This window comes from Ensifer adhaerens, assembly GCF_002940685.1.
Taxonomy (GTDB): domain Bacteria; phylum Pseudomonadota; class Alphaproteobacteria; order Rhizobiales; family Rhizobiaceae; genus Ensifer; species Ensifer adhaerens_E.
The window spans coordinates 21,397-45,527 of record NZ_PNFP01000030.1; the positions used below are offsets into that span (position 1 = coordinate 21,397).

The 24,131-nt window shown below is 58.1% G+C and carries 20 protein-coding genes; 3 read left to right on the forward strand and 17 right to left on the reverse strand.

The window, feature by feature from the left end:
- Position 1: 1 nt before the first annotated feature.
- From C1A35_RS34090 to C1A35_RS34100, 3 genes are read right to left on the reverse strand one after another with little or no spacing between them, the layout of a single operon-like run.
- Positions 2-1,915 carry an ORC-CDC6 family AAA ATPase gene (locus tag C1A35_RS34090; protein WP_104668658.1) on the reverse strand — a complete coding sequence of 638 codons (1,914 nt, stop codon included), beginning with the start codon at positions 1,913-1,915 and terminating at the stop codon, positions 2-4.
- Positions 1,916-1,922: 7 nt separating this feature from the next.
- Positions 1,923-3,050, reverse strand: a complete 1,128-nt coding sequence (locus C1A35_RS34095; protein WP_104668659.1) for a phosphoribosyltransferase-like protein — start codon at positions 3,048-3,050, stop codon at positions 1,923-1,925.
- Positions 3,047-4,984, reverse strand: a complete 1,938-nt coding sequence (locus C1A35_RS34100; RefSeq protein ID WP_104668676.1) for an HAD hydrolase family protein — start codon at positions 4,982-4,984, stop codon at positions 3,047-3,049. The genes C1A35_RS34095 and C1A35_RS34100 overlap by 4 nt, the downstream gene beginning before the upstream one ends.
- Before the next feature lie 248 nt (positions 4,985-5,232).
- On the opposite strand from C1A35_RS34100, the gene C1A35_RS36210 reads away from it, so the two are divergent.
- Complete coding sequence (locus tag C1A35_RS36210; RefSeq protein ID WP_158665243.1) at positions 5,233-5,700, forward strand: hypothetical protein; 468 nt, start codon at positions 5,233-5,235, stop codon at positions 5,698-5,700.
- Positions 5,701-5,793: 93 nt separating this feature from the next.
- On the opposite strand, the gene C1A35_RS34110 is transcribed toward C1A35_RS36210, so the two are convergent.
- Entirely contained in the window at positions 5,794-7,344 is a 1,551-nt protein-coding gene (locus C1A35_RS34110; protein ID WP_104668661.1) for a hypothetical protein, read from the reverse strand.
- Positions 7,345-7,500: 156 nt separating this feature from the next.
- On the reverse strand, positions 7,501-8,637 hold the full coding sequence (locus C1A35_RS34115; RefSeq protein WP_104668662.1) for an RHE_PE00001 family protein: 1,137 nt from the start codon (positions 8,635-8,637) through the stop codon (positions 7,501-7,503).
- 174 nt (positions 8,638-8,811) lie between these two features.
- Between C1A35_RS34115 and C1A35_RS34120 the strand changes: the two genes are divergently transcribed.
- Entirely contained in the window at positions 8,812-9,918 is a 1,107-nt protein-coding gene (locus C1A35_RS34120; RefSeq protein ID WP_104668663.1) for a restriction endonuclease, read from the forward strand.
- Positions 9,919-9,935: 17 nt separating this feature from the next.
- Positions 9,936-11,069 (forward strand): site-specific integrase, encoded by a 1,134-nt coding sequence (locus C1A35_RS34125; RefSeq protein WP_104668664.1) that lies wholly within the window; start codon positions 9,936-9,938, stop codon positions 11,067-11,069.
- Between the two features lie 122 nt (positions 11,070-11,191).
- On the opposite strand, the gene C1A35_RS34130 is transcribed toward C1A35_RS34125, so the two are convergent.
- From C1A35_RS34130 to C1A35_RS34185, 12 genes are all read right to left on the reverse strand, one after another.
- Positions 11,192-11,821, reverse strand: a complete 630-nt coding sequence (locus C1A35_RS34130; RefSeq protein ID WP_104668665.1) for a hypothetical protein — start codon at positions 11,819-11,821, stop codon at positions 11,192-11,194.
- Positions 11,821-12,303, reverse strand: a complete 483-nt coding sequence (locus C1A35_RS34135; RefSeq protein ID WP_158665244.1) for a hypothetical protein — start codon at positions 12,301-12,303, stop codon at positions 11,821-11,823. Before C1A35_RS34135 ends, C1A35_RS34130 begins: the two co-directional genes overlap by 1 nt.
- 437 nt (positions 12,304-12,740) lie before the next feature.
- Positions 12,741-13,955 carry a plasmid replication protein RepC gene (gene repC, locus C1A35_RS34140; RefSeq protein ID WP_104668667.1) on the reverse strand — a complete coding sequence of 405 codons (1,215 nt, stop codon included), beginning with the start codon at positions 13,953-13,955 and terminating at the stop codon, positions 12,741-12,743.
- Positions 13,956-14,111: 156 nt separating this feature from the next.
- Complete coding sequence (repB, locus tag C1A35_RS34145; protein ID WP_104668668.1) at positions 14,112-15,089, reverse strand: plasmid partitioning protein RepB; 978 nt, start codon at positions 15,087-15,089, stop codon at positions 14,112-14,114.
- A gap of 75 nt (positions 15,090-15,164) precedes the next feature.
- Positions 15,165-16,358, reverse strand: a complete 1,194-nt coding sequence (gene repA, locus C1A35_RS34150; protein WP_104668669.1) for a plasmid partitioning protein RepA — start codon at positions 16,356-16,358, stop codon at positions 15,165-15,167.
- A 469-nt stretch (positions 16,359-16,827) separates the two neighbouring features.
- On the reverse strand, positions 16,828-17,703 hold the full coding sequence (locus C1A35_RS34155) for an ArdC family protein (protein ID WP_104668670.1): 876 nt from the start codon (positions 17,701-17,703) through the stop codon (positions 16,828-16,830).
- A gap of 220 nt (positions 17,704-17,923) precedes the next feature.
- Positions 17,924-18,973, reverse strand: a complete 1,050-nt coding sequence (locus C1A35_RS34160; protein ID WP_104668671.1) for a Fic family protein — start codon at positions 18,971-18,973, stop codon at positions 17,924-17,926.
- Between the two features lie 64 nt (positions 18,974-19,037).
- Positions 19,038-19,244 carry an antitoxin VbhA family protein gene (locus tag C1A35_RS34165; RefSeq protein ID WP_104668672.1) on the reverse strand — a complete coding sequence of 69 codons (207 nt, stop codon included), beginning with the start codon at positions 19,242-19,244 and terminating at the stop codon, positions 19,038-19,040.
- A 118-nt stretch (positions 19,245-19,362) separates the two neighbouring features.
- Entirely contained in the window at positions 19,363-19,695 is a 333-nt protein-coding gene (locus C1A35_RS34170) for a DUF736 family protein (RefSeq protein ID WP_104668673.1), read from the reverse strand.
- 409 nt (positions 19,696-20,104) lie between these two features.
- A complete protein-coding gene (locus C1A35_RS34175) occupies positions 20,105-20,569 on the reverse strand; it encodes a thermonuclease family protein (RefSeq protein WP_104668674.1) in 465 nt (154 codons plus the stop codon).
- A gap of 35 nt (positions 20,570-20,604) precedes the next feature.
- Positions 20,605-21,882, reverse strand: a complete 1,278-nt coding sequence (gene repC, locus C1A35_RS34180) for a plasmid replication protein RepC (RefSeq protein ID WP_104668675.1) — start codon at positions 21,880-21,882, stop codon at positions 20,605-20,607.
- A 563-nt stretch (positions 21,883-22,445) separates the two neighbouring features.
- A complete protein-coding gene (locus C1A35_RS34185; protein ID WP_234823118.1) occupies positions 22,446-23,996 on the reverse strand; it encodes a chromosome partitioning protein ParB in 1,551 nt (516 codons plus the stop codon).
- Positions 23,997-24,131: the final 135 nt, after the last annotated feature.

The window sequence follows — 24,131 nt, forward strand, 5'->3', positions numbered from 1 at the left end:
TTCAAACCTCGTTCAGGATACGTACCAGGTCGTTGGTCCGCTTTTCAAGGAAACCACCGCGCTTGAGCGTCAGCCTGTGGTGAAGCAAAAGCACGCCGCCCAGCTCAACGAGAACCCAGAGACGCTTCTTGGTGCCGTGGTTGGGAACGAGGACAAAGGCGTTATAGGCCACGCCGAATTGCAGGATGCGCGCCAGCTCCGGCTGGTTGCGGGGAATTTCGTAGAACTCTTCCTGCGGTATACCGAAGGCATTGGCGCCACCTCCAAGCGACGCGTTTCCCTCAAGGCTCTTCTTGACGCAAGCAGCCGCAATCCCATCCGCAAGCTTCTTGACCTGCTGATGGTGCGGGAAATCCCACTCCCGGATCATTTCGGCAGCCCGGTTTCGCAAGAGCGAATGCTGCGAGCTCGCACTCAAGGTTGGCGACTTTGAACGGATCAGCTGCGTTTCGGATTGGGCAACCAAGCGTGAGGCGAGCTGAAGGAACTGTTCGGCGTTTTCTGAGCCCGCGTCACATAACGGATCGATCCCATAGAAATAGGGCCGATCTTGCTTGTGGAGTAGATGGATTTTCGCACCTTCGTAGACCTTGTCGTCCGCAACGAGCGGGCGTGACGGTTCGGCGTCCTGCCCGGCATCGTCGAAAAGCCCCTGCTGCGGCACGCGTTTGGCATAACGCTGGAAAAGCACGCCGAGCATGGAAAGTCGGACCTCTTCGCAGTCTTCGGTCGTGTCCTTCAGATAGTTAGCGATATCCCGTTCAAGGCCGGTCCTTCGCTCCGCAGTGATTTTGAAGCGCCGTTGCAGACTATCGACGTGGCTTGCAAGCCTTTCTCGCTTCGACTGCGAAATCGGCTCGATATAGGTCGCAAGCAGATTTCCGAGATCATTGAGTCGGCGACGGTGGAAAATATCCATCTGCGCGAGATATCGATTGGCCATCCCTTTGGCCATCTTGCGAAATGCGCGGCGCTGATTGAGCCTGTCCCCACCGCTTTGCATCCATATCGTGGTTGTCTCGCGCGACTTTTTAAGGCCCGGCTCACTGGCGTGCGCGATCTCGTTTTCTTCAACCAACACGTCTGCCGGCGTCAGGGCATCAAGGCGCGTAAGCACCCAGCGCGAGACCCGCAGCTCGCGCCGGCTAAGCCAACGTTGAAGGGATTGGAACTGCGCCGGATGCAGGCTGTGGGCGTCGTCGAAGATCACCAGCGGCTTCAGGACGGATGACTGGTTGTTCTCCTTGAGGCGGAACGTCTCGATGACATCGAACGGGCGGTAGGCCGCCGCGGCAACTTCCTTTTCGATCTCTTCTATTTCTGGTGGAACCAGAGCAGCCGAGATATTGTAGATCGCAAGCTCGATCTCCCGCGCCCGCTCCAGCAACCCACGCGCATCTGTCCCGCCAATGGCCGTTAGCGCCGCTTCGGCGTCGGGTCTCGGCACGATTTCAATGTCCTCGATCGATGCGCCCGCCAACTGCACGTCCCTGATCCAGGCCAGCACTGTCCGGGCCTGCAGGAGAGCCGTCATCAATCCGCTCTTGAGCTCATCGGGATATGGAAACTCCCAGAATTCGCGGTACTCACCCTCAAGCGGCAGGCGTGCCCCGATGACCGCCGGCATCCCGGTCGTGATCGCCCCGCAGGCCGTCAACGTGTCGATCAGATCGTCATAGATATCCTGGCCGCGATTTCGCAACAGCGTCCGCAATGTCGAATATTGAAAGAGACGCGCAAGCGTCGTCTTTCCGCTACCGGGCGTCCCGATGATCGTTGTCAGGCGGTCATAGAGCTTTCCCTCCTCAGCGTGTTTCTGGAAGAAGGTCGCCAAGGGCTCAGGGGTAACGACGGCAAGAAAGGCCTCGTCGTCGCGTAGATATTCGGTTGCGCGTTTCTCGAAGGGATTGACCATGATGATCCTATGAATGCCTCTGCCTTCGTCTGAAGAGCGGACGCATCGCCATCGTTGCTTCGCCACCCTCGGTCTCTGCCCAGAGTATGGCGACAGAATTGTTGGGCGTATTGTGTTCGAGAACCAGTGGCAAGGCACATCCGCCATAGCCAAGACCCAGGTGCTCGACCCCTCCGACATCCGTATGCTCGGTCTGGATTTTCGGGTCGTAATATTTCTGGGTAAGCGCGATGAAGTCCTCCAATGGCATCGGGCTTTTGTCTACGGGAAGATCCGGCGGCAGAATCGTCCCAAACGAGAAATTGATCGTCTCCGTCCACCCCTCCTTTTTCAAGGCGTCCTTGGCGTCGTCAACCCGTCGGACCATCTCGCCTGCGCCCGCATGCGTCGCGATATAGTGGTGGACACAGAGTTCCCAATCCGGGGCCAACACTTTGGCCGAAAGCGCGCCGACGACATTCTCAAGCGATTCCTTGAAACGCGAAAGCTTTCCGGACCACTTCTGCTTCTTGTCGTTCCAGCGATGGAACGAGGTCCCGGTTCCGACGAAATCGTCGATCAGGTAAACCAACCTGAACTGTGCGTCCGGGTCCTTAAGGTCTTTGCGAAGGTCATCGATCAGATCTTGCCATTTGTCTTCGTCGAGCTGGGTCGCCAGGACGAACTGCTCGTTCGTCAGGATGCCGACATTGTTATGCCGGATGCCATCAATCCTGGCGCCGTCACTCAATCCCATGAAAAGCGTCTGCCGTCGCAAGCGACCGGCTGCATCTCTCGCATCGCTATCGGCCCAGACCCGGTAGCGCGGAATTCCCTTTTCCGCCGCGACCATGCTGATGATGCGCTCACGCACGACGGACGGATAAAATTGCTCCACGAGGCGGTTCATCTCTGCCTGGCCCACGTAGATCAGGGATTGACGCACGAACGCGTAGGCTGTCGGACGCTCGATGGGATCAAACTGCTGCAGCCAGGTCCCAAGGCTTTCAATGAACCGCATACCTGCCTGAAAATCGCGATAACCGTCGTATTTCAGCTTCGACATCAGACGCAACCAGCTGAACTCGCGTCTGGCCTGGTCGTCGTCCCAAGCCATGATCTCGCTCAATATCCGCAGCCCAAGTCCTTCGTTCACGTCAGCGCATCCTTCACAAAGCCGAGCTGCCCGTCCACGACCTCGAGGAGCCTGATATAATCCAGTGTCGCCTCCACGCCGCGCTGTCCGGATTCGGCCAGGTTCCAGCAGCTTGCAGGATCAACGCTCGTTTCATCGACGCTGAGCGAATCTTCGCCACGCAGAAGCTCGAAGTCATTGCCAGGCCACCGGCCGCGATCCCCGATCGCCAAGATCGGACCAGGTCGCAATTGCGACCTCAGTCTGTCGATGACATTAAGTTTCGAAACCGAGGCCGCAACGATGTCTACGGAGTGACTTGAGCGCGTCACCTTCACGCCCTCGCTTCCGGTCGCCAGGATAACTTGATGGGCAATGTCCCATAGTCTCCCCTCGCCCATGTCGGTCTTCGCCTGAAGCGTGATCTGAAACTGCCGGTTGGTCTGCTCGGTGAAGTCGGCGAGCTCTGGATGACGCTGTAGCGCAATCGCCAGAGACGCGAGTTCGGGACAGCACGCCGCCTGTCCATCAGGGACAGCCGCGTCGCTCAATGGCGCAATCTCGGCTCCGTTATAATAAGCGACGAGGATGTCGCCCCAGTATCGTTCCGGCAACACCTTTCGCAGGTCTTTCCTGACGGACGAGCCGCGCCCGGTGGCAATCGCGACGCGACCACCCGCTCTCAGTATCCGGATCAGCTCAGCGACGATGTCCTGACGCGGCAGCTGAAAACGATGCCGTGTATCGACCAGCGTCCCGTCATAGTCGAATACGACGGCCGAAAATCGCTTGTTCACAAGCTGCTTACGATAGGCCGTCAGGGCTCGCTTCCAGCGAGCAAGTTCTTCTCCGTCCATGCTGGCGGCGGTCTTGCCTGCCTTTCGAGATATTGCGGCCTCGTCGCGAGAACCAATCGAAAGTGCAAGCTTGGTCTTCCTGGACCGCGGCAGGGGGAGATTGTAGAGCTTGCGCCCGAAATCCGGCACACCTGGCCGTCCTGGGTCGATGCCCACCGCTAGACCGGCCCACTCGGTGATCCTTAAGGCTGCAATGAGCGAAGAGACCATGGCAGCGACAGGGCTACCGGGAAGGTCGACAACAGCTTTTGGTATGTCCCCGGGGATCAGGTCTAGTGTTTTCTCCGCCAGTGCACGGTCATGATCTGAAACCAGGGCAAGCACGCCGCTGATGTCACCTCTCTTGGCGAGCCAATGGTGGCGGCCATGCGCGAAATTTCGATAATCTGCGAGTTGAAGGTTCCCAAGAGCCGCTTCGGTGAATTTTGATTCTAGGTCGATCGCGCCAACCTTGGTCATTGGGCCGTGAACCACCAGCGTCGTGCCGCGCGACCAAAGGCGACCAGTTTCTACTCGCCAGGACGCTACCACATCACTTTGCGCAGAAAGGAGCTGATCGACAATCGCAACCGCCGCATCCCACTCTCGATCGCCATCGTGCTCGAAGGCATAGGCCCGAGCAAGAAGCGAGATGAAGCCCAGCAAGGAATTGGTCGCCAGAAATCCGTCCTTTCCGGCAGGCGATGTTGCGATCACTAGGTCCACATAGGGATGGCGGCGGCATAGATCGGCAAGCGGGCTGTCATCTCTCCCGCATATGATCGCAAGTTGGCGCGGCTCGCGTGTCACAAGTGTTTTTGCGGCTGCGATGATGTCCACGTTTCCGCCGCCCGCACTCAACAGCCAATGGGACACACCGACGAGTGGATCTGCGGAAACTTCAAGCGGAGTCGACACCGAGGCAAGACGACCGGTAAATGCCTGATGGAGGGCGACAAGCGCATGCGCGGCGGTGAGTGAACCGCCGGAACCGATCGCCTGGAGGGGGAAAAGGCCTGCCGTACGGATTGCCGCTCGCAGATCGTCAATATCCTTTCTATTCGCCCAAGCAAATGTTGTTTCTAGGCTGTTGATTTCCGTCGCGTACGGCTTTGCCATGAGCTCCTCGTGCAGGCTGATTGGCCCCGCTGTCGATTCGACCGCTCTTGGCTCTGACATCAGATTGTTGATGTGCCTTCCCCTGTGACCTGAATCTCTTTTAAAACCAGGAGAGATTCAACAGGCCGACGTCGCTATCGCGGCGTCATCAACAACTATAAGAAGCACCGATTTTGCTTTCTCGCTTAACCGCCACCATATTTTCGATTAGAGCAGCAATACTCGGCCGTTAATTTTGGGGGATGTTTATGTGGAGTGAAGTGAATTTTGGGAAGTGGTCGTCCAAGCCAAAAACATTGCCACAGATACTTGTTTCAGATCCCGACTGGTTTTTCTGGGCCGTAGAAAACGACGTCCTCGCCAGTCGAAAGGCACTCGCGGCGGAAGCTGAAACATTGAACCGACGCGCGCGAGCGATAAAAATTCCTTCAAGCAAAGCGCCGATGGATTGCGTCCGGTATTGGATAAGCCACAAGGGAGAGTTTTCCGACATGGAGCTCATCCAAGCCTCGGAACCGGCTCATGTCGGCTCGAGTTCGGAAATCCGGAGGGACCACCTCAATCTCTACGCACCGAGGGCAATCAAAGACTACGACAAACTGGGGTGTAGGCTCTTGCTAAAGAGCTTTAAGCACTATTGGTTCGATGGGAAGGCGTTCACGAAAGACAAGGTGGAAGCATTTTTTTCCGATCCCGCCAACTTTGTGAATCCCTGACAGGGATCATCCGAGGCAGTCTTTTCATCTTGGATTGTCGTTCGAAAATAAGGGGGTCGGCGAGACACGTTGCTGATGGAAATCGGCTCGATGTCAGTTGCGTTTGGCGCTGCTTGTCCAATTTTCAAAGCCCCCTGAAACGAAAACCGGGCCGTCACTATTTCGGCGCCTGCGTGACTTCTCAACCGCTAAATCTATAAAATCGGAGATATTTGAACCACACGCGCGCACGACATCATCTACGATCGTTGGCTGGCCGCCGATCAGTTTGATCTCGTTGTCGGACCTGGATATCGAAACAATCGGCACCTCCACGAGCGCCGAATACAAAACTCTGCCGATATCAACGGACATCGGCACCAAGATCACCTCTTGGCTATCAACGAACGCATCATCTGCCCATCGGGGGAAGAACATGTTCACTCCCGGTGTCGAGCCGAGAGCCAACAGCTCGGCATTGTTTTCTACCCATTCGTAGAATGACGATAATCTTATCTGGCGACGAGCACGACGCGGAGATCTCTCGATAGCATCACTGATGCGCCGCAGCACCGGCGCGACAGGAATCCAATGCGAAAAAGGACCCTTGTCCGATGACATTTCGAGCGGCACTCGCGCTTCGCCGAAATGAATGGTGACCGATTTCACTTCCCTAGCAAGGATTGCGCCAAGCTCGACGATTGAGACAGCTTCTGTCAGTTCGACGTCGCGCTCTCCTTCATAGTTGAAGACGATGCCAGCCCAGCCTTGCTCAAAATCGAGCTTGAGCTCGAAGAAGCGATTTGCGAAACGGATCTTGCTGCTGTCTCCGAAAGGTGGAGCAATGAAGACATCCACGCTGAGCGCCATCCACTCTCCGGAGGAGGATTCAATCTCGATCGAGGCAGACGAAAGTGGCGGTGCATCCATCGCTAGGATGGCATCACGAATGTAAAGTTGGTCATTCTTAAGAGGAATGCCGAATCGGCGCCGCTCGATGGTGAGGTCGTTAACTTCGAGTTCGCGATGCCCGCCAAGAAAAAGCTCCCCGAGCTTATGACGCGCATTTTCGCCCGGGATGAAGAACCGGCCAACCGTAGGCTCGTCGTCGAACCCGCAATTCTCCCGGTAATCAATCTTACGGCTGACATAGCTGGTCGGGTCACTACCGAGCATGTTGTAGAGGCTCGCAGCGAGCCCTTCTCCATCTGGACCGATTTCGACACCGCGCGCCAACGGAACTGGAACTTTGACAGTATGAATCGCTCTGTTTCCGGCCGCCTCCTGCTCTCGAACGGCACGCAAAGTATCGGCAATCACGCCATCATCAATGGGAACGAGCAGCCGTTTAACTGAGCGCCTTGCGCCCTTTTTATAGTAGAGGACGGCTATCGCCGCCGGCAAGTCGGCGTCAACGAGGTGCTTCAAGGCGGACAGCTTTATGCGAGGAGCTCTTGAATGTTGCTCGGTTGACTTGACCTGGATCAGGAATTTCGGCAGCGAATTTTGCTGGTCGAGAGGACGATCGGTGGAGTGATCTGGAATTGCTTCGAGGAGAAAATCCCAACCCAGCCGATCTGGGTCTGGCTTCTGCGCAATGAGATGCTCTGGCTCGCACCATCCCACCAGCTCGTTTTGGCCGCGTGTTCCGGGATCTGATTTCATGTTATTGCCCTGCATTTTGATCTGACTTCATCGCGCGGTCGCTCAAGTCGAACTCTCATACGGCGAGCTCGCCCCCTGAACCCAGCCTCGCCCCCTTCGAGGATATCGCAGACGTCTTTGCGCATATCGCGTCCTCAAGGCCGCCGGAGCGGTAGGTTACAGCACGCCCCACGCCCGAAACCTCCCCCTCCCCGTCATCTCGCGCAGACCGAGCTCCAAAACAATCCGCCGCGCCGCCTGCGGGGTGACGTCCAGCGTGTTGGCGACCATGCCAGCCGACACCAGCGGCTTTGCCATAACCAGTTCGACTAATTCTGGCAGTTTTGACGAGATCCGACGTCCCTCCAGTTTCCGATCCATCATTTGTCGCGCCAGCGCCAGCCGGTCATGCTCCTTCATCCCGATCTCGGCGGCCCCGATCAGCCCTTGGGCAATGGCGAGCAGCCGGATCTCGCGATCGCGATGCCGGCGCCGATCGACGGGGATGGTTTTCAGGCCGAGATTGATTGCAGCAAGATGGGCGCCTGACGTGATGCCAGCCTGCCGCAGGATTGCGGCGGCTAGCAGGCGGCCGAGCCAGGACGCATGCTGCAGGACGGACAAAAAATTCCAGGCATCGAGGGCGACGATCGCCTGCAGCACCGCCGGCAGATCTTGCGTCTGCCGAACGATCCCACGCCATTCCTCCAAGCGTTCGTCCTCGTCCCAATCGAGATCGTAGACCAGCGGATCTCGTTCGCGAGCGCCGGCGAGCCTGGGCGCTCTTGCTTGTTCGATGGCGGCGTCGGAACGAGCGAGCACCGCATCGATGGCAGCGAATTCTTCCGCAAGCGGACCGGCATCATCGTCTTCCTCCCCCTCCCCTCCTCCGACCGTGCCAACATCCGGCGCGACGGCGTCGATCGCGACAGTGCTGTCGGCGCCATGCGACGCTGGCGGTGCCTGCCCGCGGAGGCTGCGGAGGCCTTCAGGGCTGAGCGCCCAGCCGGTCGGCTGCGCCGCGATGCGGCGGCGCGTCTTTAGAACGTCGCGGGCGATAGTCAGTTCGTGGGTGGGGGTACGGACATCTTTAGTAGCGTCATGGAGGACGAGGTCTTCGAGATGCACCAGCTCGCCGTCGATCCACAGTGAAGCGCAGGCATCGGCAAAATGCATCCTCTCGATCCACCCCGCGCCGACCGGAGAACGAGCAATGCGCTCGTCGAGGCGGGCCAGCGCGATGCCGGCGTCCGAGATTGGCCGCAGCAGGGCATTTATGGGCAACGTCGCGAGATCGTAAGACATTGAAATCATGGTAAACGATTTGCTAAACGAACTCTATCTGAAAGTTAGAGTTCTTCACCACCGATGATCGCTGACTGCCCTTCTCACTTCCGATAAGTAATGCTTATCGGATGTGATTGATTTCAGCGTCCAAATCGCGGAATTTGAATATTCAGAGGCGGAACCCAGCGGAAGGAGACCTGGATGAAAGCGCTGGAAGAGAGGTGGAAAGACCTCATCGTGAGCCCGTTTATCGAGCGAACGGCCGAGCTTGCCGAGCTACGACATCTATTGGCGGCGAGCCGCCATCGCGCTGTCGTTATCGAAGGCGCAGCCGGCACAGGCAAGACCATGCTGGCCAGCCAGTTTGCCAAAGCCTTCGCCGACGATTTCCCGGGAGGAGTTCAATACCGATCAGGCTGGAGCAACATCGGCAGATCCCTGGAACTAGGGGGCGGGCCCGCCCTACTTGTCCTGGATGGACTGGACGAGGTCTCTCCGGACCATCAATGGGCAATCCCGTTCCTAAGAGATGCGCTCGGCTCGAGGCAGGATCTATATGCCTTGATCACCACGAGGCCCAAGGGAGATCGTCTGGAATTCGATCGGCTTGCGATAAAGCCGTTAGACGGGCCATCGATTGTCGAAATGTTCCGAACTGCGCTCGGCAGCGATGTTCACCCACCCCAGGCCTTGATCGATCTTGCTGATGGCAATCCGCTGATCGCCTCACTATTGGTAAAAATGGTGGGGGAGTGGGGAGATCTCGCGGGAGTCGTTGAAGCCTTACGATCTTTCAGTCGACCGGGCTTAGTGGATGTCTACGGAGCCCCCCTTAACGTTCGCTCAAATGCTGGCAAGCGCTTCATCACCGACGTTCGCGAGGTGAACGATTTCATATTGAAACTCGTTGAGCGCGAACCCGACACCTTATTCCAGCTCCCACCGCGCCGCTTCGAGGAGATTTGCGCAGAGTTATTTGAGCGCCTGGGCTACACCGTCGAGCTCACGCCAGCAATCAATGACGGCGGCAAGGACCTGATCATCGTTAAGCGGAGCGATATAGGCACTGTTCTGACTTTCGTCGAATGCAAGAAGTACTCCCCAACGGACCCGGTGGGCGTCGAGGTGATCCGCGCGTTGAATGGCGTCGTCGAGGCAGGTCGCGCTACGTCAGGCCTTGTCATGACGACGTCGCGATTCACCAGAGGTGCTAAGAAGCTACAAGGCGAACTGCAGTACAGGATGAGCCTAGCTGACTACGGTGAGTTCAAAAAGCTGCTTGGACAGGCGCTTGGAGGTGATCGCTGATGGGAAAAGCGGCCTCCATGAAGCTGCCGAAAGAGCAGCGTGCCGAAGAACTCGACACAATCGCGGCGGTGCTGCCACATGAGCGGCGCGACAAGCTCGCAGAGTTACTTACCGACCAGGATGTCGAAACTCTCCGCCATCTTGTCAACGCGGGCATGGGCGCCAATACCCTTCGGGCGCTGACCTCAGATCTGGCTTACCTCGAGGCCTGGGCGATGGCGGCGACCGACAATCCCCTCCCCTGGCCGGCGCCTGAAGCGCTGCTGCTCAAGTTCGTCGCCCACCACCTCTGGGATCCTCAACGCCGCGAGAACGACCCCAAACATGGGATGCCGACCGAGGTCGCTGACGCACTACGCCGGCTTGGGGTTCTCAGGACGACCGGTCCGCATGCGCCAGACACCGTACGCCGGCGGCTGGCAAACTGGTCGACGTTGACGAAGTGGCGCGGCGTCGACGGCGCCTTCGCCACCCCTGCCCTGAAGTCAGCGATCCGCCTGGCGGTGCGCGCCGTGCCGCGGCAACGCCGCCGCAAGAGCGCCAAGGCGGTCACCGGCGACGTGTTGACCAAACTCCTGGCGACCTGTGGCGGCGACAGCCTGCGGGATATCCGAGATCGGGCGATTCTGATGGTTGCCTTTGCCTCTGGCGGCCGCCGGCGCAGCGAGGTCGCCGGCCTACGCAAGGAGCAGCTGACGATCGAAGCACCGGTTTCCGTCGAGGACGGCCCTCCCCTCCCCTCGCTTTCCATTCATCTCGGCCGCACCAAGAATTCCGGCGCCAGCCAGGACGAGGTTGTCTATCTGACCGGCCGGCCGGTTGACGCGCTGAACGCCTGGCTGGCTGTAGCAAAGATCGACGGGGGCAGCGTCTTTCGAGCAATCGATCGCTGGGGCAACATCTCGCGCAGGGCGCTCGATCCAAAAGCGGTCAATGATATTGTCAAGCAGCGGGCAGCGATGGCGGGGTTGGAACCGCAAGACTATTCCGCGCACGGCCTGCGATCAGGATATCTCACCGAAGCCTCGAATAGAGGAGTCCCCCTTTCGGAAGCGATGGAGCAGTCGCGCCATCGCTCGGTGCAACAGGCTGCTAGCTACTACAATAGCGCCACCAGGCGAAACGGTAGAGCCGCACGGCTTCTTCCATAACTCAATTTCACGAGTTCCGAACTGCACCGAATCCTAACACGCTGTCATCATGACTGTACCAGCCGCATTCCCTCGATCGCCGGAACTCCAGCGGAGTCAAAGTGAATAATGTCAGAAGGAGGCTACCGATCGATAGTGTGCTCTTTCCACGGGAAATCGTAACCGTGGTCTTCATCGTCGCTGCTGAGATACCATCCGAGACCCCCTCCAGCCCATAGTTTGGCCTTGGGCCCCACAGGAATTATCGCAACTCTGGGCTCACTCCCGCCCAAATCTCGGACGGGCCTATTCCCCGCGTAACGCTTCATCAGTTGCAAGAGGCGACTGCGACCTTTCGTATAGATCAAAGGTAGTTCCTGTTCCGACTCGTGAGTGTCGCCACCGTAAAAGTGCGATAACCAATAGGCGTCGTCCTTCAAGCGGGGCCGCGGTTTTTCCTCGGTGAGGATTAGATACGAAACCTCTCTGGCATAGTCGTGCGGCAAGCCCTCGAGCAAATCTTTGATAGCCAACTCCGGCGCGTCCGAGACTGCCTTCGCCAGATCCTCCTTGGGTATCTGATCCCAGACGTTTGCCATATCCAGCATTTGAGCAGCCATGTAGATGCGATCGCTATCCGCGCCGCCGTCCGACTGGATTTCGCTGAGCATCGTCTGAAGGCTCGAAAGGATAGAGTTCTTATCTTCCGGAGATAGCGGACCGCCACTCAGTCTTTCGATATCGGAGGGCCTCAAAGAAGCAATGTTCACCATCAACTCTCTCCACGCCTGGCAGGAGTATGGACGAAAAAGGCTCTCAGCGGAATGCCGAACTGCGCAAAGACTTCCTTGACATTCTCCAGGTGTGCCCGGGTTATATGGGGTCTTTTCCCGAAACGACCAGAGGCGTTGGTCAGAACCCATGGGATGTTCGAGTTAGGGCTTGGATCATAGATGATCTCGCCGCCAATTCTCGCCGCTTTGGTGTCACCTGGCTTCACAGGATCGAGTAGGGCCGGGTGTCCAAGGCGGACTTCGTTGTCACGCAGCGCAGGCCCATTGCGCGGGAGAATGTAGTTGAGAGCGCCGGTATCGTTCGAGACTACTTCCTCCATGGCGAACCTGATCAATCCATCCTTATCAACCAACCACAGAATCGGAGTGGTCGAATGGACCACTTCCGGCAGCCGAAGGCCGTTTGTGGTCTCCATATAGTTCTTCAAGAACAGCGCCGTGGTGTTGTTCAGGAGTTGCACGCTCCGCGACATCACTCCGAGTTCTGCGTCCGAAGCCGATCGCTGGTATGGGAGACACTCTCCGAATAATCCGTCCAAATCCATTATCAATCCCTAACGGAAGCATCCCACACAATTACTGGATGCGGAGCGGAAACTCAATCATTTGCCGTTGCCGTCACCCAAGATAGAGCGCAGAAGCAGCGAGTTGGACAGACCTTCGCGAAGGAGCACGCGCTGTTTGTGGAGTTGAAGGACGGGAAGCTCGAAGCCCAAGGAACCAGCTCGTCGACACGACGAGGCAGGCTGCGGCGTTGATTGCGCTCCCACGTCTCTCCCCTAAACCCTCAACGATCACGATCCGGCAAAATTATGAGGCTTGCGGGATCCGTAAACTTTATGGGATCTGACGGAGACCTAGGTGCAGCAGCCAGCCCATAGATCTGTCTCCGAGCCAGCTAGCCAGCCTTCCGAATGACCGAAGCGTTCGCCCGCATCAGTGCCATCAGCATTGGCCCGAGCGAAAACTCCCCTCGCCGCGCCTTCGCCGTCAGATCCCGAAGATAGCCGCCGGCGGAATTGATGTGCCCTGCCCTTTCGAGAATGCAGGCGATCGTCGCCGCCGCGTTCTCAGGCCCCATCACTTCGCAGGCATCCTGATAGGCACTCGGGCTCACGCCGAGCATGGATCGAACGACGACGGCGGCCGCCATCAGATCGCGCCAGCTCGAAATGGTCCCGCCTGGCCCGTACATCATGATCTCTGGGCAGGCCTGCAGCACCATACCCAACGGGAACGCCTTTATCGGCTCGTGCTTGGGCGCCGGCTTTGTCTCAGGTTTCGCCCCCTGCTCATTTCTTGAGCTAGGTTCATGTTCATGGATGGATTCGGTATTTGAATTCTGTATGTGACGCTCATCTGGAGCATCATTGGAGCTCATATTTTCGGAATTCATCTGCATTTCCAGCAGATTGAGGATTTCCGCCCGCAGCATTTCCATTTCGTCGAGGATCGCGGTGAGGTCACCAATGGTCGGTGTGCGGGGAATCCGGCCAACAAGCTCAATATACATCGCCTCGATCGCGCCCCAGTCGCCAGAAGCGCCCTCCTCCATGGCTGCTGAAATGAGCTTACGCACGTCGCGCCGGCAGACGGTGACCCTCTCTTTGGTGCGCCGGAAGTGCGCTCGATCGGCGGCCACCTGCTGGGCCAATTGCGCAAGTTCTTCAGCTCGCGCGAGTAACGGCGACAGATCGAAGCCGTAGGCTTCCTCGATTTCGCCAGCGCGGTCTTTGCGCGCGTACCGTTTCCCGTTGGCACTGTCCTTGCGTATGATCAGACCGGCATCAACAAGCGCGGCCAGCTGCCGTCGCAGCGTGGCGCCGGCGATACCGTGCGCGCGCACTGAAAGCTGCGCGTTCGATGGGAATACGATCATCGCCCGATCCTGCGACAATTCTACGTCCGGGTAGAACGTCAGCAATGCATCGAGGACGGCTAGGCCTCGATCCTGAACACCGAGAAGCGCCCTCGCCTCCGAAGCGTCGCGAAACACTTTCCACTTGTCGGCTGTCTTGCCTGGCTTGATTTGGGCTGTAGTGAACTGCCTTTTGACCAAGGCAAGCGTCATCGGCCGCCGCCCAAAGGGCGTCGTCACATTTCCAACCTGCATTTTTCTTCACCTTTCAGAAGGCAAAAGAAATCTGCTCACCAAAACGGCGCCAAGACTCTTGACGGGGATTCGTGGAAATGCGATTCTCGATCTTGCTACAAATCTGAGGAAGGCTTCCACGACGGAAACGTTTGGGGGGCCTTTTTCTTTTGCGGTCTACTCTCCTTGTTGATCCTTCTGGCTCCGATAGGACTGATACAGGTCACTCAGGTTCTCAGCGATGTACTCGCCGAAGCCCGCTGCATCCTTTGCCTTGAGAGCAACTGTGTAGGTCTTGCCGTCGCTCTTGAGATCGGCTGATACGAACTTGTCGTCCGAGACCCATTTCTGAGTTTTTGCCGTCTTAGCCCGCGGCTGCTTCCCGATCGATTTCACGTGGGCCAGCAGAGCATTGAAGCGGTCGTCTCCGACCTTAGCCTTGAACTCATCCGATTGGGTAAAGGCTACCGCCTTCTCCAGGGTCGATGGCCGCTCCAGGAGAATTTTAAGTTCATACCAGCGATCTCGGCCAATTCCCTTGGCCGCCCCGACGCTATCAAGGACATCCTTTGGGATGGTCGAGACCGCAAGCATCTTCGACAAGGTGGCGCGGTCGATGGACAGCGCGGAGAGCGTGATCGCGTTGTCACCGTCGAACTGACGGCGGGCGATTTCGGCCGCGAACAGTGCCTTCTCTAGGAACGACAGATTTGCCCGAGCGGAGTTCTCTTGACCCTGCGCTACGAGGTGATCCTGGTCCTTCAGGTCTTTGACGACCGCGCGGACTTTGCGCTTGAGCGCCCTGGCAGCTCGAAGGCGACGATGCCCGAAGACCACCATATAGCGGCCGGTCTCCGACGGATGCGGCCGGACCATAATTGGCGTGTCTTGCCCGCGATCCCTGATGGCCGTCAGAAGTTCATTGAAATCCGCTTCGTCGTCCTCAAGGCGGTCGCGAACGAATGAGCCATCAATGCTATCGGGATCGAGCTCGACCACGGCTTCTCCTTCGAGAAGCCGATCTGCCTTGGCGGCCAGATCATCGAGCGAGTGCATCAGCGACTTCGAGGCTCCCTTGACCGTGTAGTCAAGGATCACTGTCTCGTCCGGCGTTGTGTCGCTCATGACATTCATGAACGGGTTCTTCCGAGCCATATTGCTATCCTCGAAATTTGTTTAAACGTTTGATTTCTCTCACGAGAAAGTCGGCTTTTACGGCAGTCAACAAATTCACATCCGCCCCCATGCTCGATGGATGAGACCTTGAATCTCGAAATTCACGGCATCCATGCAGTCGATGGCGCGGTCGTATGTTCCCCTCGTGAAATTCGAGCGATCCAGTTCATAGAGACTGCGCTTGGTAAGACCCGCGTCGGAGATCGCGGTCGTCTTCACCATCGGCGTCTTCAGAATTTCCTCAGCCAACATGCTCTGCATGAACCCGAGCATCTGCACCTGCGGGATGTCTTGGGGCTCGAAGCGGGTGACGAGGTAACGGAGCCAGTCCAACCTAACATCAGCGCCGGCCTGCTTGATCGTCTTTGTAATGTTACCGAGCATAAGCAAGAACTGCGACATCGACATTAGGTCGAGCATCTGCGGATGAACGGTGATCAGCACGGACGTTGCGGCTGTTAGCGCAGTCAACGTCAAATAGCCGAGCTGCGGGGGGCAGTCTATGACCACGACGTCGTAGCGCTCGTCTACATCTAAGAGCGCTTTTCCAAACCGGGTGAAGAACCTCTTCCCCTCGCTACCGGCCTGCATGGCGAGTGGCGTGTCGTATTCGTATTCCTGAAGCTCGAGGTTCGCGGGAATAATGTCGAGGCCGGGGAAATTGGTCGGCTGGATAATATCCGCAATTGGCTTACGCTGATCATCGTATCGGATCGTATCGTAGAGCGAGGGATTCTGATCGAGCTCTGGTTGGTAACCGTGCAGGGCCGATAGTGATGCCTGCGGATCGAGATCGACGGCAAGAACACGGTGTCCCGTGAGTGCGAGGTGCTGGGCGAGGTGAGTGGCTGTTGTCGTCTTTCCGGACCCACCCTTGAAGTTCACGACGGCGATCACCTGGAGCTTGTCGCCCGGCTTCCTTTGGGGCACGTATTTTTTGGCTTCGCTCTTCCCGGTCTCTGCGAGGTAATGCCGAAGCTCCCACATCTGCTCGGCGGTGTATTGTTTCCGGCTCCCCACTGTGGTCGGGATTGGTCCCTTACCGTCCAGATAGAGCCGCTTCAGATTGCTCGGTGTAACTCCGAGATAGTGAGCAACCTCGGCAACCGAAAACGGACGCAGGGTCTTCTTCGCAGAAGGTGGAAAGTTCTCCAACCGCAGCTGATTCAGCCTGCGGGAGATTTCCGCCCCCTGCATCAAAATCTTGTCGTCCAGCTCGAACGAGGGTAGCGATGTGAACGCGTTCATTGTGCCTCAGGCCATTATGTCGGTAAAATCACTGTTTTCAGCGAAATGCCGTCATTATCTCCGATTCTCAAATACTGGCAAGGAAAATAGGGTTAACAAAAGGTTAACGGCATTTTGCGAGCCTGCACTGGTAAATGATGCCGATTCTCAGCAGATGGGAATAGGAGCGAACAGCTTATGCACTGTCGTTTTGACTGCCGTCAAAACTCAAATTTATGCTGAATATGCAATGGTTTGGAGTACGTGACGGCTCGGGACCAAGAGGCGCCGCACCCAATTTGAGTAACTCGGAGCTATCGCTGTTGCATCAGGAACTGGACGAATTACGTGGCGCCTCGAATGTGGAATATGCACGCGCCATTTCTCGCTTCGGCTGCGCTGGTGGATTGGTCCACGGTAGCGCTAGCGACTATGCCAAAACAGGTTTCGCCGCTAGTGCGTTGCTCAGGTAGAATTCTTTTCCCGGGCCTCACTGCGAGTGGGCCCTTTGCTGGCCGTGCAGGTAATCAGCCGCAGCCTGAGCCTTGGCGGCCGCGGACACGATCGCTCGCTTGTCGGTCTTCAGCACCTTGAGCCAGCTCTCCAGGTAGCTCGCTGTATTGCCCCGAGGGTCGTGTGCGACACCAAGGTCGGCGCAGAGGAATGAAGCGGAAAGCTCGGCAACGAGCTCCTCGACGGCGTAGCTTTCACTGCCGAACCGGCCACTGAGGTCACGATCAAGGCGATGCTTTGCACCTGACCAGTGCGACATTTCGTGAAGCAATGTCGAGTACAAATGAACCTCATCGACGAAGCGAGCCCGTTCGGGCAACAGGATGTCGTCCAGGGTGGGACGAAAGCAGGCGGTCGTGCCGCCATAGATGATCACCGCGCCGGTGTTGCGGACGAAGGTTTCGACTGCTTCAAGGTGGGGGACCTGCGTCGTCGGGAGCGCCTCGGCCGGCCGATAGAACTCCTGCGGAAGGTTCTCGATCTGCTCGACGTTGAAGACCGTGTAGCCCTTGAGATAGGGAATGCCGCGATCGTCATCGTCCTCGCGCTCCTTGGGGGCGAAGGTGCCGTATTTGACGACCAGGGCGCCTTTTTCGCCCTTTCGGACCTGGCCACCGAATTCCTGAGCCTGGCGGTAGGTGAGCCAGGTGTTTTCCTCGTAGCCGGCGCACTCGCTTGCAAGCCACAGCATCAGGACGTTGATCCCGCGATAGGCTTCGCCTGTTGCGCGGCGCGGAACGAGGGAGCCGCGGCTGTTTCCGCGCCAGGGGCGGATCCACGGCTTGGTGCCGGCTTCAAGCTGCTCGATGACCGCATCCGTAATGCGCTGGTAGGTGTCCTTGATGTTCTGCATTGCCGTCTCCTTCCGTTGGTTGACGGCAAAAAACGGAGATGGCCGAAGCGAGCCCATGCACCCAAAGGGTCGCAACGGAGAGGAGGACCGCGCCAGCGGTTGCATGGGGGAGGGGCTATCGTAGCTTGTCCGTCAATCATCCGACGGAAGGAGAGGGCGCAGAACATTGGCGCCTGCCCATCATGGCCGGCGGGCACAGCTTTAAATCTGCCGAAGTTCCTCACCGCCCATGATTCTCGTCATCGCGCTCACGGCTTCTTTGCGCTGCCAAGTTCGCTTCGATGGCCTTCAGATCAAGATTCTGGTCCTGCTGTGGCTGCCCGGCCGGCGTCGGCTGCGATTGCACCTCTCGGGCCAGACGTTCTCGCCCCAGCTGGGAAAAGTCCGATTGGGCGGTAAAGGTGATTTCTTCGTCGTCCGGCAAATTTTCGGGCAAATCGGCGCGATCGGCAACGACGATGCTGCGTTCGGTGACGAGGCTCGCCACGCGGTCGTCAGCTCCGAGAACCGTGCCGGTGATTTCCTCTCCGGTCCAGGCGGTGCGAACATTATGGTGAAGGGGCTCCTCGCCGCAGTCTTTCAAATCCGCGAATGCCGCTCGAATTGCTTCACGGCGATTAGGATCCAAAGCGTCCTGCACGACCCGCTTCATCGCATCGCTCGAAGGGTCGTTCGTGGTCTCGATCGACGCGTCGATCATCCGTGGCTTGCTGATAACGGAAAAATCGATCTCTTGCCCGAAGCGGCGCCCGAGTTCGGAAATGAAGGCTTCTTGCGCTCTGCCGTTGCCCTCGCGAAACGGATGCACATAATTCAGTTCGGCAAGGACCTTGCCGGCGCGTTCGGCAAATTGCTCAGGCGTGGCAGTGCGCAGTGCTTGCGGATCTCGGATCGGCTTCAAGGCCTCGTCCAAGCCCATTTCTATGCGCGATCCCGGCAGGAACGAAGTGCCGCCCTTAGACAAGCCCCCGATCGGCTCGACACGCTCGCCGTCGACGATCGGCGTTTCGTTGCGCGTGTGCCCGGCCCACTCGTAAACGTCCTGAAAAATATACCCGTGAATCGCCTTCAGATGGGCAGCGTCGAATTTGCCGTTTGGTCCACGTCCCTCGGCTATCTCGATCTGTCGGATGTTGGCCAGCGCGTATTCGGCCACCCGCAATTCTGAATGTGTCGTCAGGCCCAACTTGTTGCGCAAGACCCCCGTGCGATCAGGATCACCTGAAACGTCGGGGTAGGTGTAAGAGCCCTTTGGCTGCTCGTTTGCCAATCGATTCCTCATGAAAAAAGCCGCCCGGGAATGCAGGCGGCTTGTTCGATTCATTGATCGAAGATCAGGCGCGCTTGAAGCGCGCCAGCATCTCTTCGCGAAACTCTTCCGTGGTAATGGCGCCGGCGACATAGCGGGCGGTCGCCGCCTCGAGGACGGGATCGTCAACATAGCCCTGCCGGACATTGGCAGCGCGTGCCTGCTCCGCAGCCTTGCGCCGCTTTTCGACGGCTTCCGCGGAACGGTCCGGACGGCGGGAATGAATGTTCATGGGCAAATCTCCAGTTACGGGAAACCTAGCAGGAATAATGCTGCAAATCCAGCATTTTGCTGGATTTCCGGCCTTTCCCGGGTATGCGCCCGGCTGGTTGCCGGGCGCTGTGAGCGGATCAATCGCGAGCGTCCCACTCGATGATCGCCTGCAGGGAGGCGTCGTCCTGGCCCGGGAACCGGCCGAGATTGGCATTGTAGCGGAGCTTGCGGATCGAAAGCGTGAAGTAGGGCTTGCCCTCCTGGTTGTCTTTCTTCCAGATGCCGCCGACCTCGATATCGTGACCGCGCGGTGATTTGGCGTAGACGCGGTGCGTCGGGGCCTTTTCATTGTCCGAGTCGAACGGCACGACCTTGATGTCCATGTCCCGGTCGATGGTGGAGATGAGGCCGCTGCCCTTTGCGGTTGCGAGATCGTCGCCTTCGAACTGGATGTAGTTGGTGATGTTCATGTCTTTCACTCCTCTTTTGCGGTTGCGATGATCGTTCAGACGGCACGGCGGTTAGCGATGGGCACCGCAGGCCGGAGCGGAGCGGAGGAAGCTGGACGGCGCGAAAATTTGGTTCTCGCGAGGAAGCCGAAGGCGGGGAAATTTTTGCGGCGTCCGGCTTTGCGCAAATTCGCGTCGACGTGCGAACGAGCGTCACAAGCAACCGCATCAGAGGAGTGTGGCTTGAACCTCTCTGGCAACGTTTCCCCGTTTCTCCAGCGACATACAACCGCAAATTCTGCATCAATATTAATCACGATTGCGGCGATATCAACAGTTTATCCGCCGATTCGACTAGAAACGTGAAGCAATTTGGCGCAGAGAAGCAAATCCGCCGTTGCCCGATACTGACTATTCCAGAGCCACGGCATCACGGACGTTTGGCCCGGCGATAGACGTGCGGGCTTTCGACCTCGGCGGACCATATGCCGAGACCATTGTCGCGGGCACCGTTCTCGGCTTGGCCGTACTCGACCTCACTGATTGAGTGGGTCGCCGGCAAATACCGCAACATTGCCTCTGCCATCCCGGCTTTCACCATCGCAAGCCCGATATCGATGTCGCCGAGAAAGCACTGGCCGACCAGGCGCCGATACTGATCCTGGTCGATGATGTCACAGCGCACATGCTGTCCGTCGATCATTTTGCTGAGGTAGCTCCGGGCTGCGACGCCACAGCGCCAGACCTTTCCGTCTCTCAATCCCGTCTGATCGCGTTCACAGGCATCAATGGCCGCAATCCTGACGCGCTGGTTTCGGATGTTGATGGTATCGCCATCAATGACACGGGCGCGGCCCGAAAGGTCGGCGGCTTCGGCCGAACTACCAATGACCATGAGAATGGCGAAAAACGCCGGTAAAGCATTACGTTTCAATGTCTAATCTCCATGGAGTTTCGGGCAGCGAGCCCGAAAACAGAGCGGGCGAGATGCAATTCGCCCGCGGCGGCGCGGTCCGTAAGGGCCCGCAAATAACCTCCCGGCGACTTGACGTCCTGCCGGTCGTATTTCTCTAGCGTCACAGCGACCGCAACGGCGGCTTGCTGTTCTCCCATAAGATCGATTGCTCGGCGCCGGGCATCTTCGGAGATCCCGGCAAATCGGCACATCAGCGGCATGGCCCGCGCCAGGTCTCCCCAGGTGGCGGGCGTAAACCCGTAGGTCTTCAATGCGGGCAACGCCCTAAGCACGTCTCGCAAGGCGACCATTGTCTGCGGCAAGCGCTGTGGCTGGTTGATTTCGCTCCGCCGTCGCCCCAGGCTTTCTTCAAAAGCCCATTTGCTGGCGGAGCCAGCCCTGACCGGATTGAGTTGTTCGGCGGCAGCCGAACGCCGTTCATCGTTACTATTTGCAAGAGGATAGGGGGTTGTAGTCTGTTTGTGCATGCCGTTTTCGACATGCGGGCATGTCATATTCTGCGTCTTTTGCCCTTCTTCTGATCGACGCGGAAGCTGCATTAACCGGTCGACGAACCACTCCAGTAGGGCTGTTGCCCGGCGCAGATTGCGGCTTGGGGCCTTTCCGGCGATCCCAATAAGATCGGCGACGCGATCGATGCGGCCCTCGATCACCCCTACAACGCGCCGGGACTGCTCAGCGGGGGTCGCCAAGGCCTGGCGCGCGTTGCGAAGCGCGCCCCGGTAACGCCGCAAGGCCGCATCTGCGGCCTTCTTCTCCGCACGCGCACGCCTAACCATTTCATCGAGTTCGGCATATCGAACGATCAAAATGCGCAGATCAATCCCGCATCCGCCCGTGATCTCGCCTTGGGCATTGCGTATCGGATAGCGCTTGTAATTGCCGCTATCCTGCATGGTGACCAGGCCGGCGTCGAACAGCCGCGACAACATACGGCTGACGCGGCCGACCGATCGTCCGATTTCGAAAGCCAACTGCTGATTGGATTTAAATATGATCGGGCGGCCTGACTTGTCGAACGCATCGGCCTGGGCCGTGTTGACCAGAGCTAACAGCAGATGGCTTTCCGTTCCATTGATCAAGCCAACGCATGGGAGGCTTTGAACAAGTATCGCCAACTGGGCGCGCGTGACCGTCCCGATTTCTGCCGACTCCGCCAATCGGCGGAAATGGGCGCGCTGCGGCGTAATCCGGCGGCCGGAGGGCCGCAGATTCATTTGGGTTTCCCCCATTCCTCGTCTCCATTCTGAGACCAGGCAAAGCTTCGCCGTTCACCGAAAAGGTGCATTCATCGTTGACAGGGAAGGGAGGGTCTGCGAGAAAGGATTTGGCTAAATTATTGACTCGCAGACCGCTTCCGGAATTTTTTCGGGAGCGGTTTTTCTTTTCTGGTCGGGTACATCTCTCCAAATAATGATCGTTTCGCAGCCGGCATGCGAACCGATTCCGCTGCGTCGGAAACATAGCGGCAGAAAGCATATTGGCGCAACAACGCGAGCCATCAGATGGCTACCAAGGCGACCAGACCCCACCACAATTGACTGGTTTTCCGGCAATTTTCTGCAATATTCGCAAACGATGCCCTCTTTCACGGCGGCCAAAATCCGAAGCACATTGATGCGGATTCAGTGTCCGAATCGGAAATCCAGGGGTGGGAAGGGGTGCGCGAGGGGAGGGGGATTGGGCCTCCCCTCGACATGGGTTAGAGCCAGGTCGACCCCGGCTCCTAATCATCGGCTTCGACAGCGGGAAGGCCGATCACGGAGAGAAGAACGTGACCGGCCCGCGACTGACGTTAATCAGCCGCTTCGGGGAACTGATTGTCGTCAGGGTTGCGCCCGGCTTCGATTTCAGTGTCCACCCCGGGCGATGTTAAGCGAACAGGGGACGGTAGCCAGCCGCTTCCGGCGACAACACGATCTGCGATCGTTACCGCTTCGGATTTCTTGGCGGCAGCGCGAACCGACAGCTCCGCATCACTGCCTTTTGCCTCGGCGACGGCAAGTTCGATGGTCGTCCGATTGACGTGCTTGAAATAGCTGTCGGCCGTTGTTTCAAACCAGTCCTGCATGTGCACCTTGAGCGCGCGGCCAAGCTGGTTCGCCTGCTCGATGCCCTTTTTCCGATCCGTGAACTTCTTCTCTACCGCGTTGACAGAGTGCGCCGCCCCAAAGGCCAGCAACGAAAGCACGGTGTCTTGTGGTTGTTCCATCAGCCAGTCAAACAGATCCGCGGGATTGCCGGGGAGGTGATGACCATAGTTGTCCGCAAGGTCGTTAAAGGCGGTAAGCCCCTTGCAGCTTTCGGCGTCCTTCATCGACGGCTCCAAACGCTCATGGGTCAGCGACAATTGGAGGGCGCTCTGCTCCGAATGATAGGGGTAGGCCACGCGCAACAGCATGGCGTGAACCACGGCGACAAGCGCCACGTCGGGGTTGTTGGCCAATTCGATCCGCAGCGCGGCGGTCTTGTGAGCCGTCAGGTCCTCGATCAGCGCAGCCGAGGGGCTGACGGTGGGAACCTTGGGTTCTGCCGTGCCCTTGCCGCTCGGCAGCCGCTCACCATCATTGTTCCCGTCCTCTGTCTCGTCGTTTTCGTTGGGCTTTACGAAACCGCGCTCGATGGCAAGCCGCCCGTAATAGTCGAGAAAAACGAATGCCCCCGCCTGTTGCAATGCCTCGGGGCCAAAGGCTTCGGTTCGGGCATTGAGCGCGTCGATCCGCTTTTCAACGTCCGCCAGCATTGTCTCTGCTTCGTCGTCGGCCACGCCGTTCTCAATTGATTGCGCAAGCTCGTCATACTCCGCCTGTGCGGCATCGAGCGCAGCCTGATCATCCTTAGAAAGGGCGATTGGCTTCGGGTAGAGGCGTTTCATCGCATGATAGCCGACGGGCGCGGTCGCGGAGCATTCGATCCATTTCCAGCCTTCGGCGAGAACAGTCGCGGCGGCTGCCTCGAGCTTTTCGGCGACCAGCTTTTCAACCAAAGCCAAATCCAAAGCGTAACCGGCATTGCGGTCATCGAAAAGGTCGCGCTTTACCGGTCCGCCGGCATCCTCGTAGACCCCCAATCCGCCTAAGAACTGGATGCGTTTGTCCGTCGCGGGGATCATTTCCTCTGTGAGGGCGCGCCTGATCGAGTGGGGCTCACGGTTCCAAGCAGAAAGCGAGTTCCAAACAGCCACCTGCCTTTCGTGGTCATCGCTGACGGTGAAGGCCGATAGCTGCGCAAAGCTGATGTCCTCTTTGCGGTAAAGCCCCAGCAGGACCGGCGACACGCGGGCGAGGGCCAGCCGCTTGCGAACGACGATTTCGGTCGTGCCGAAACGGGCCGCTATGTCGGCCACGTCCTTGCCTTGTTTCGCAAGCGCGTCAAATGCCTCGTATTGGTCGAGTGGGTGGAGATCTTAGGTTATGCGTCAAGTGTCCTTTTAGCTGGAAGATACTGATCGTGGGGGCTTTTCAGCTCTGACCGGTGTTTC

Bases quoted from the DNA above. Each gene is read 5' to 3' on its own strand.
- C1A35_RS34090 (WP_104668658.1), bottom strand. From the start codon at position 1,915: ATGGTCAATCCCTTCGAGAAACGCGCAACCGAATATCTACGCGACGAC.
- C1A35_RS34100 (WP_104668676.1), bottom strand. From the start codon at position 4,984: ATGGCAAAGCCGTACGCGACGGAAATCAACAGCCTAGAAACAACATTT.
- C1A35_RS36210 (WP_158665243.1), top strand. From the start codon at position 5,233: ATGTGGAGTGAAGTGAATTTTGGGAAGTGGTCGTCCAAGCCAAAAACA.
- C1A35_RS34110 (WP_104668661.1), bottom strand. From the start codon at position 7,344: ATGAAATCAGATCCCGGAACACGCGGCCAAAACGAGCTGGTGGGATGG.
- C1A35_RS34115 (WP_104668662.1), bottom strand. From the start codon at position 8,637: ATGATTTCAATGTCTTACGATCTCGCGACGTTGCCCATAAATGCCCTG.
- C1A35_RS34120 (WP_104668663.1), top strand. From the start codon at position 8,812: ATGAAAGCGCTGGAAGAGAGGTGGAAAGACCTCATCGTGAGCCCGTTT.
- C1A35_RS34125 (WP_104668664.1), top strand. From the start codon at position 9,936: ATGAAGCTGCCGAAAGAGCAGCGTGCCGAAGAACTCGACACAATCGCG.
- C1A35_RS34130 (WP_104668665.1), bottom strand. From the start codon at position 11,821: ATGGTGAACATTGCTTCTTTGAGGCCCTCCGATATCGAAAGACTGAGT.
- repC (WP_104668667.1), bottom strand. From the start codon at position 13,955: ATGCAGGTTGGAAATGTGACGACGCCCTTTGGGCGGCGGCCGATGACG.
- repB (WP_104668668.1), bottom strand. From the start codon at position 15,089: ATGGCTCGGAAGAACCCGTTCATGAATGTCATGAGCGACACAACGCCG.
- repA (WP_104668669.1), bottom strand. From the start codon at position 16,358: ATGAACGCGTTCACATCGCTACCCTCGTTCGAGCTGGACGACAAGATT.
- C1A35_RS34155 (WP_104668670.1), bottom strand. From the start codon at position 17,703: ATGCAGAACATCAAGGACACCTACCAGCGCATTACGGATGCGGTCATC.
- C1A35_RS34165 (WP_104668672.1), bottom strand. From the start codon at position 19,244: ATGAACATTCATTCCCGCCGTCCGGACCGTTCCGCGGAAGCCGTCGAA.
- C1A35_RS34170 (WP_104668673.1), bottom strand. From the start codon at position 19,695: ATGAACATCACCAACTACATCCAGTTCGAAGGCGACGATCTCGCAACC.
- C1A35_RS34175 (WP_104668674.1), bottom strand. From the start codon at position 20,569: ATGGTCATTGGTAGTTCGGCCGAAGCCGCCGACCTTTCGGGCCGCGCC.
- repC (WP_104668675.1), bottom strand. From the start codon at position 21,882: ATGGGGGAAACCCAAATGAATCTGCGGCCCTCCGGCCGCCGGATTACG.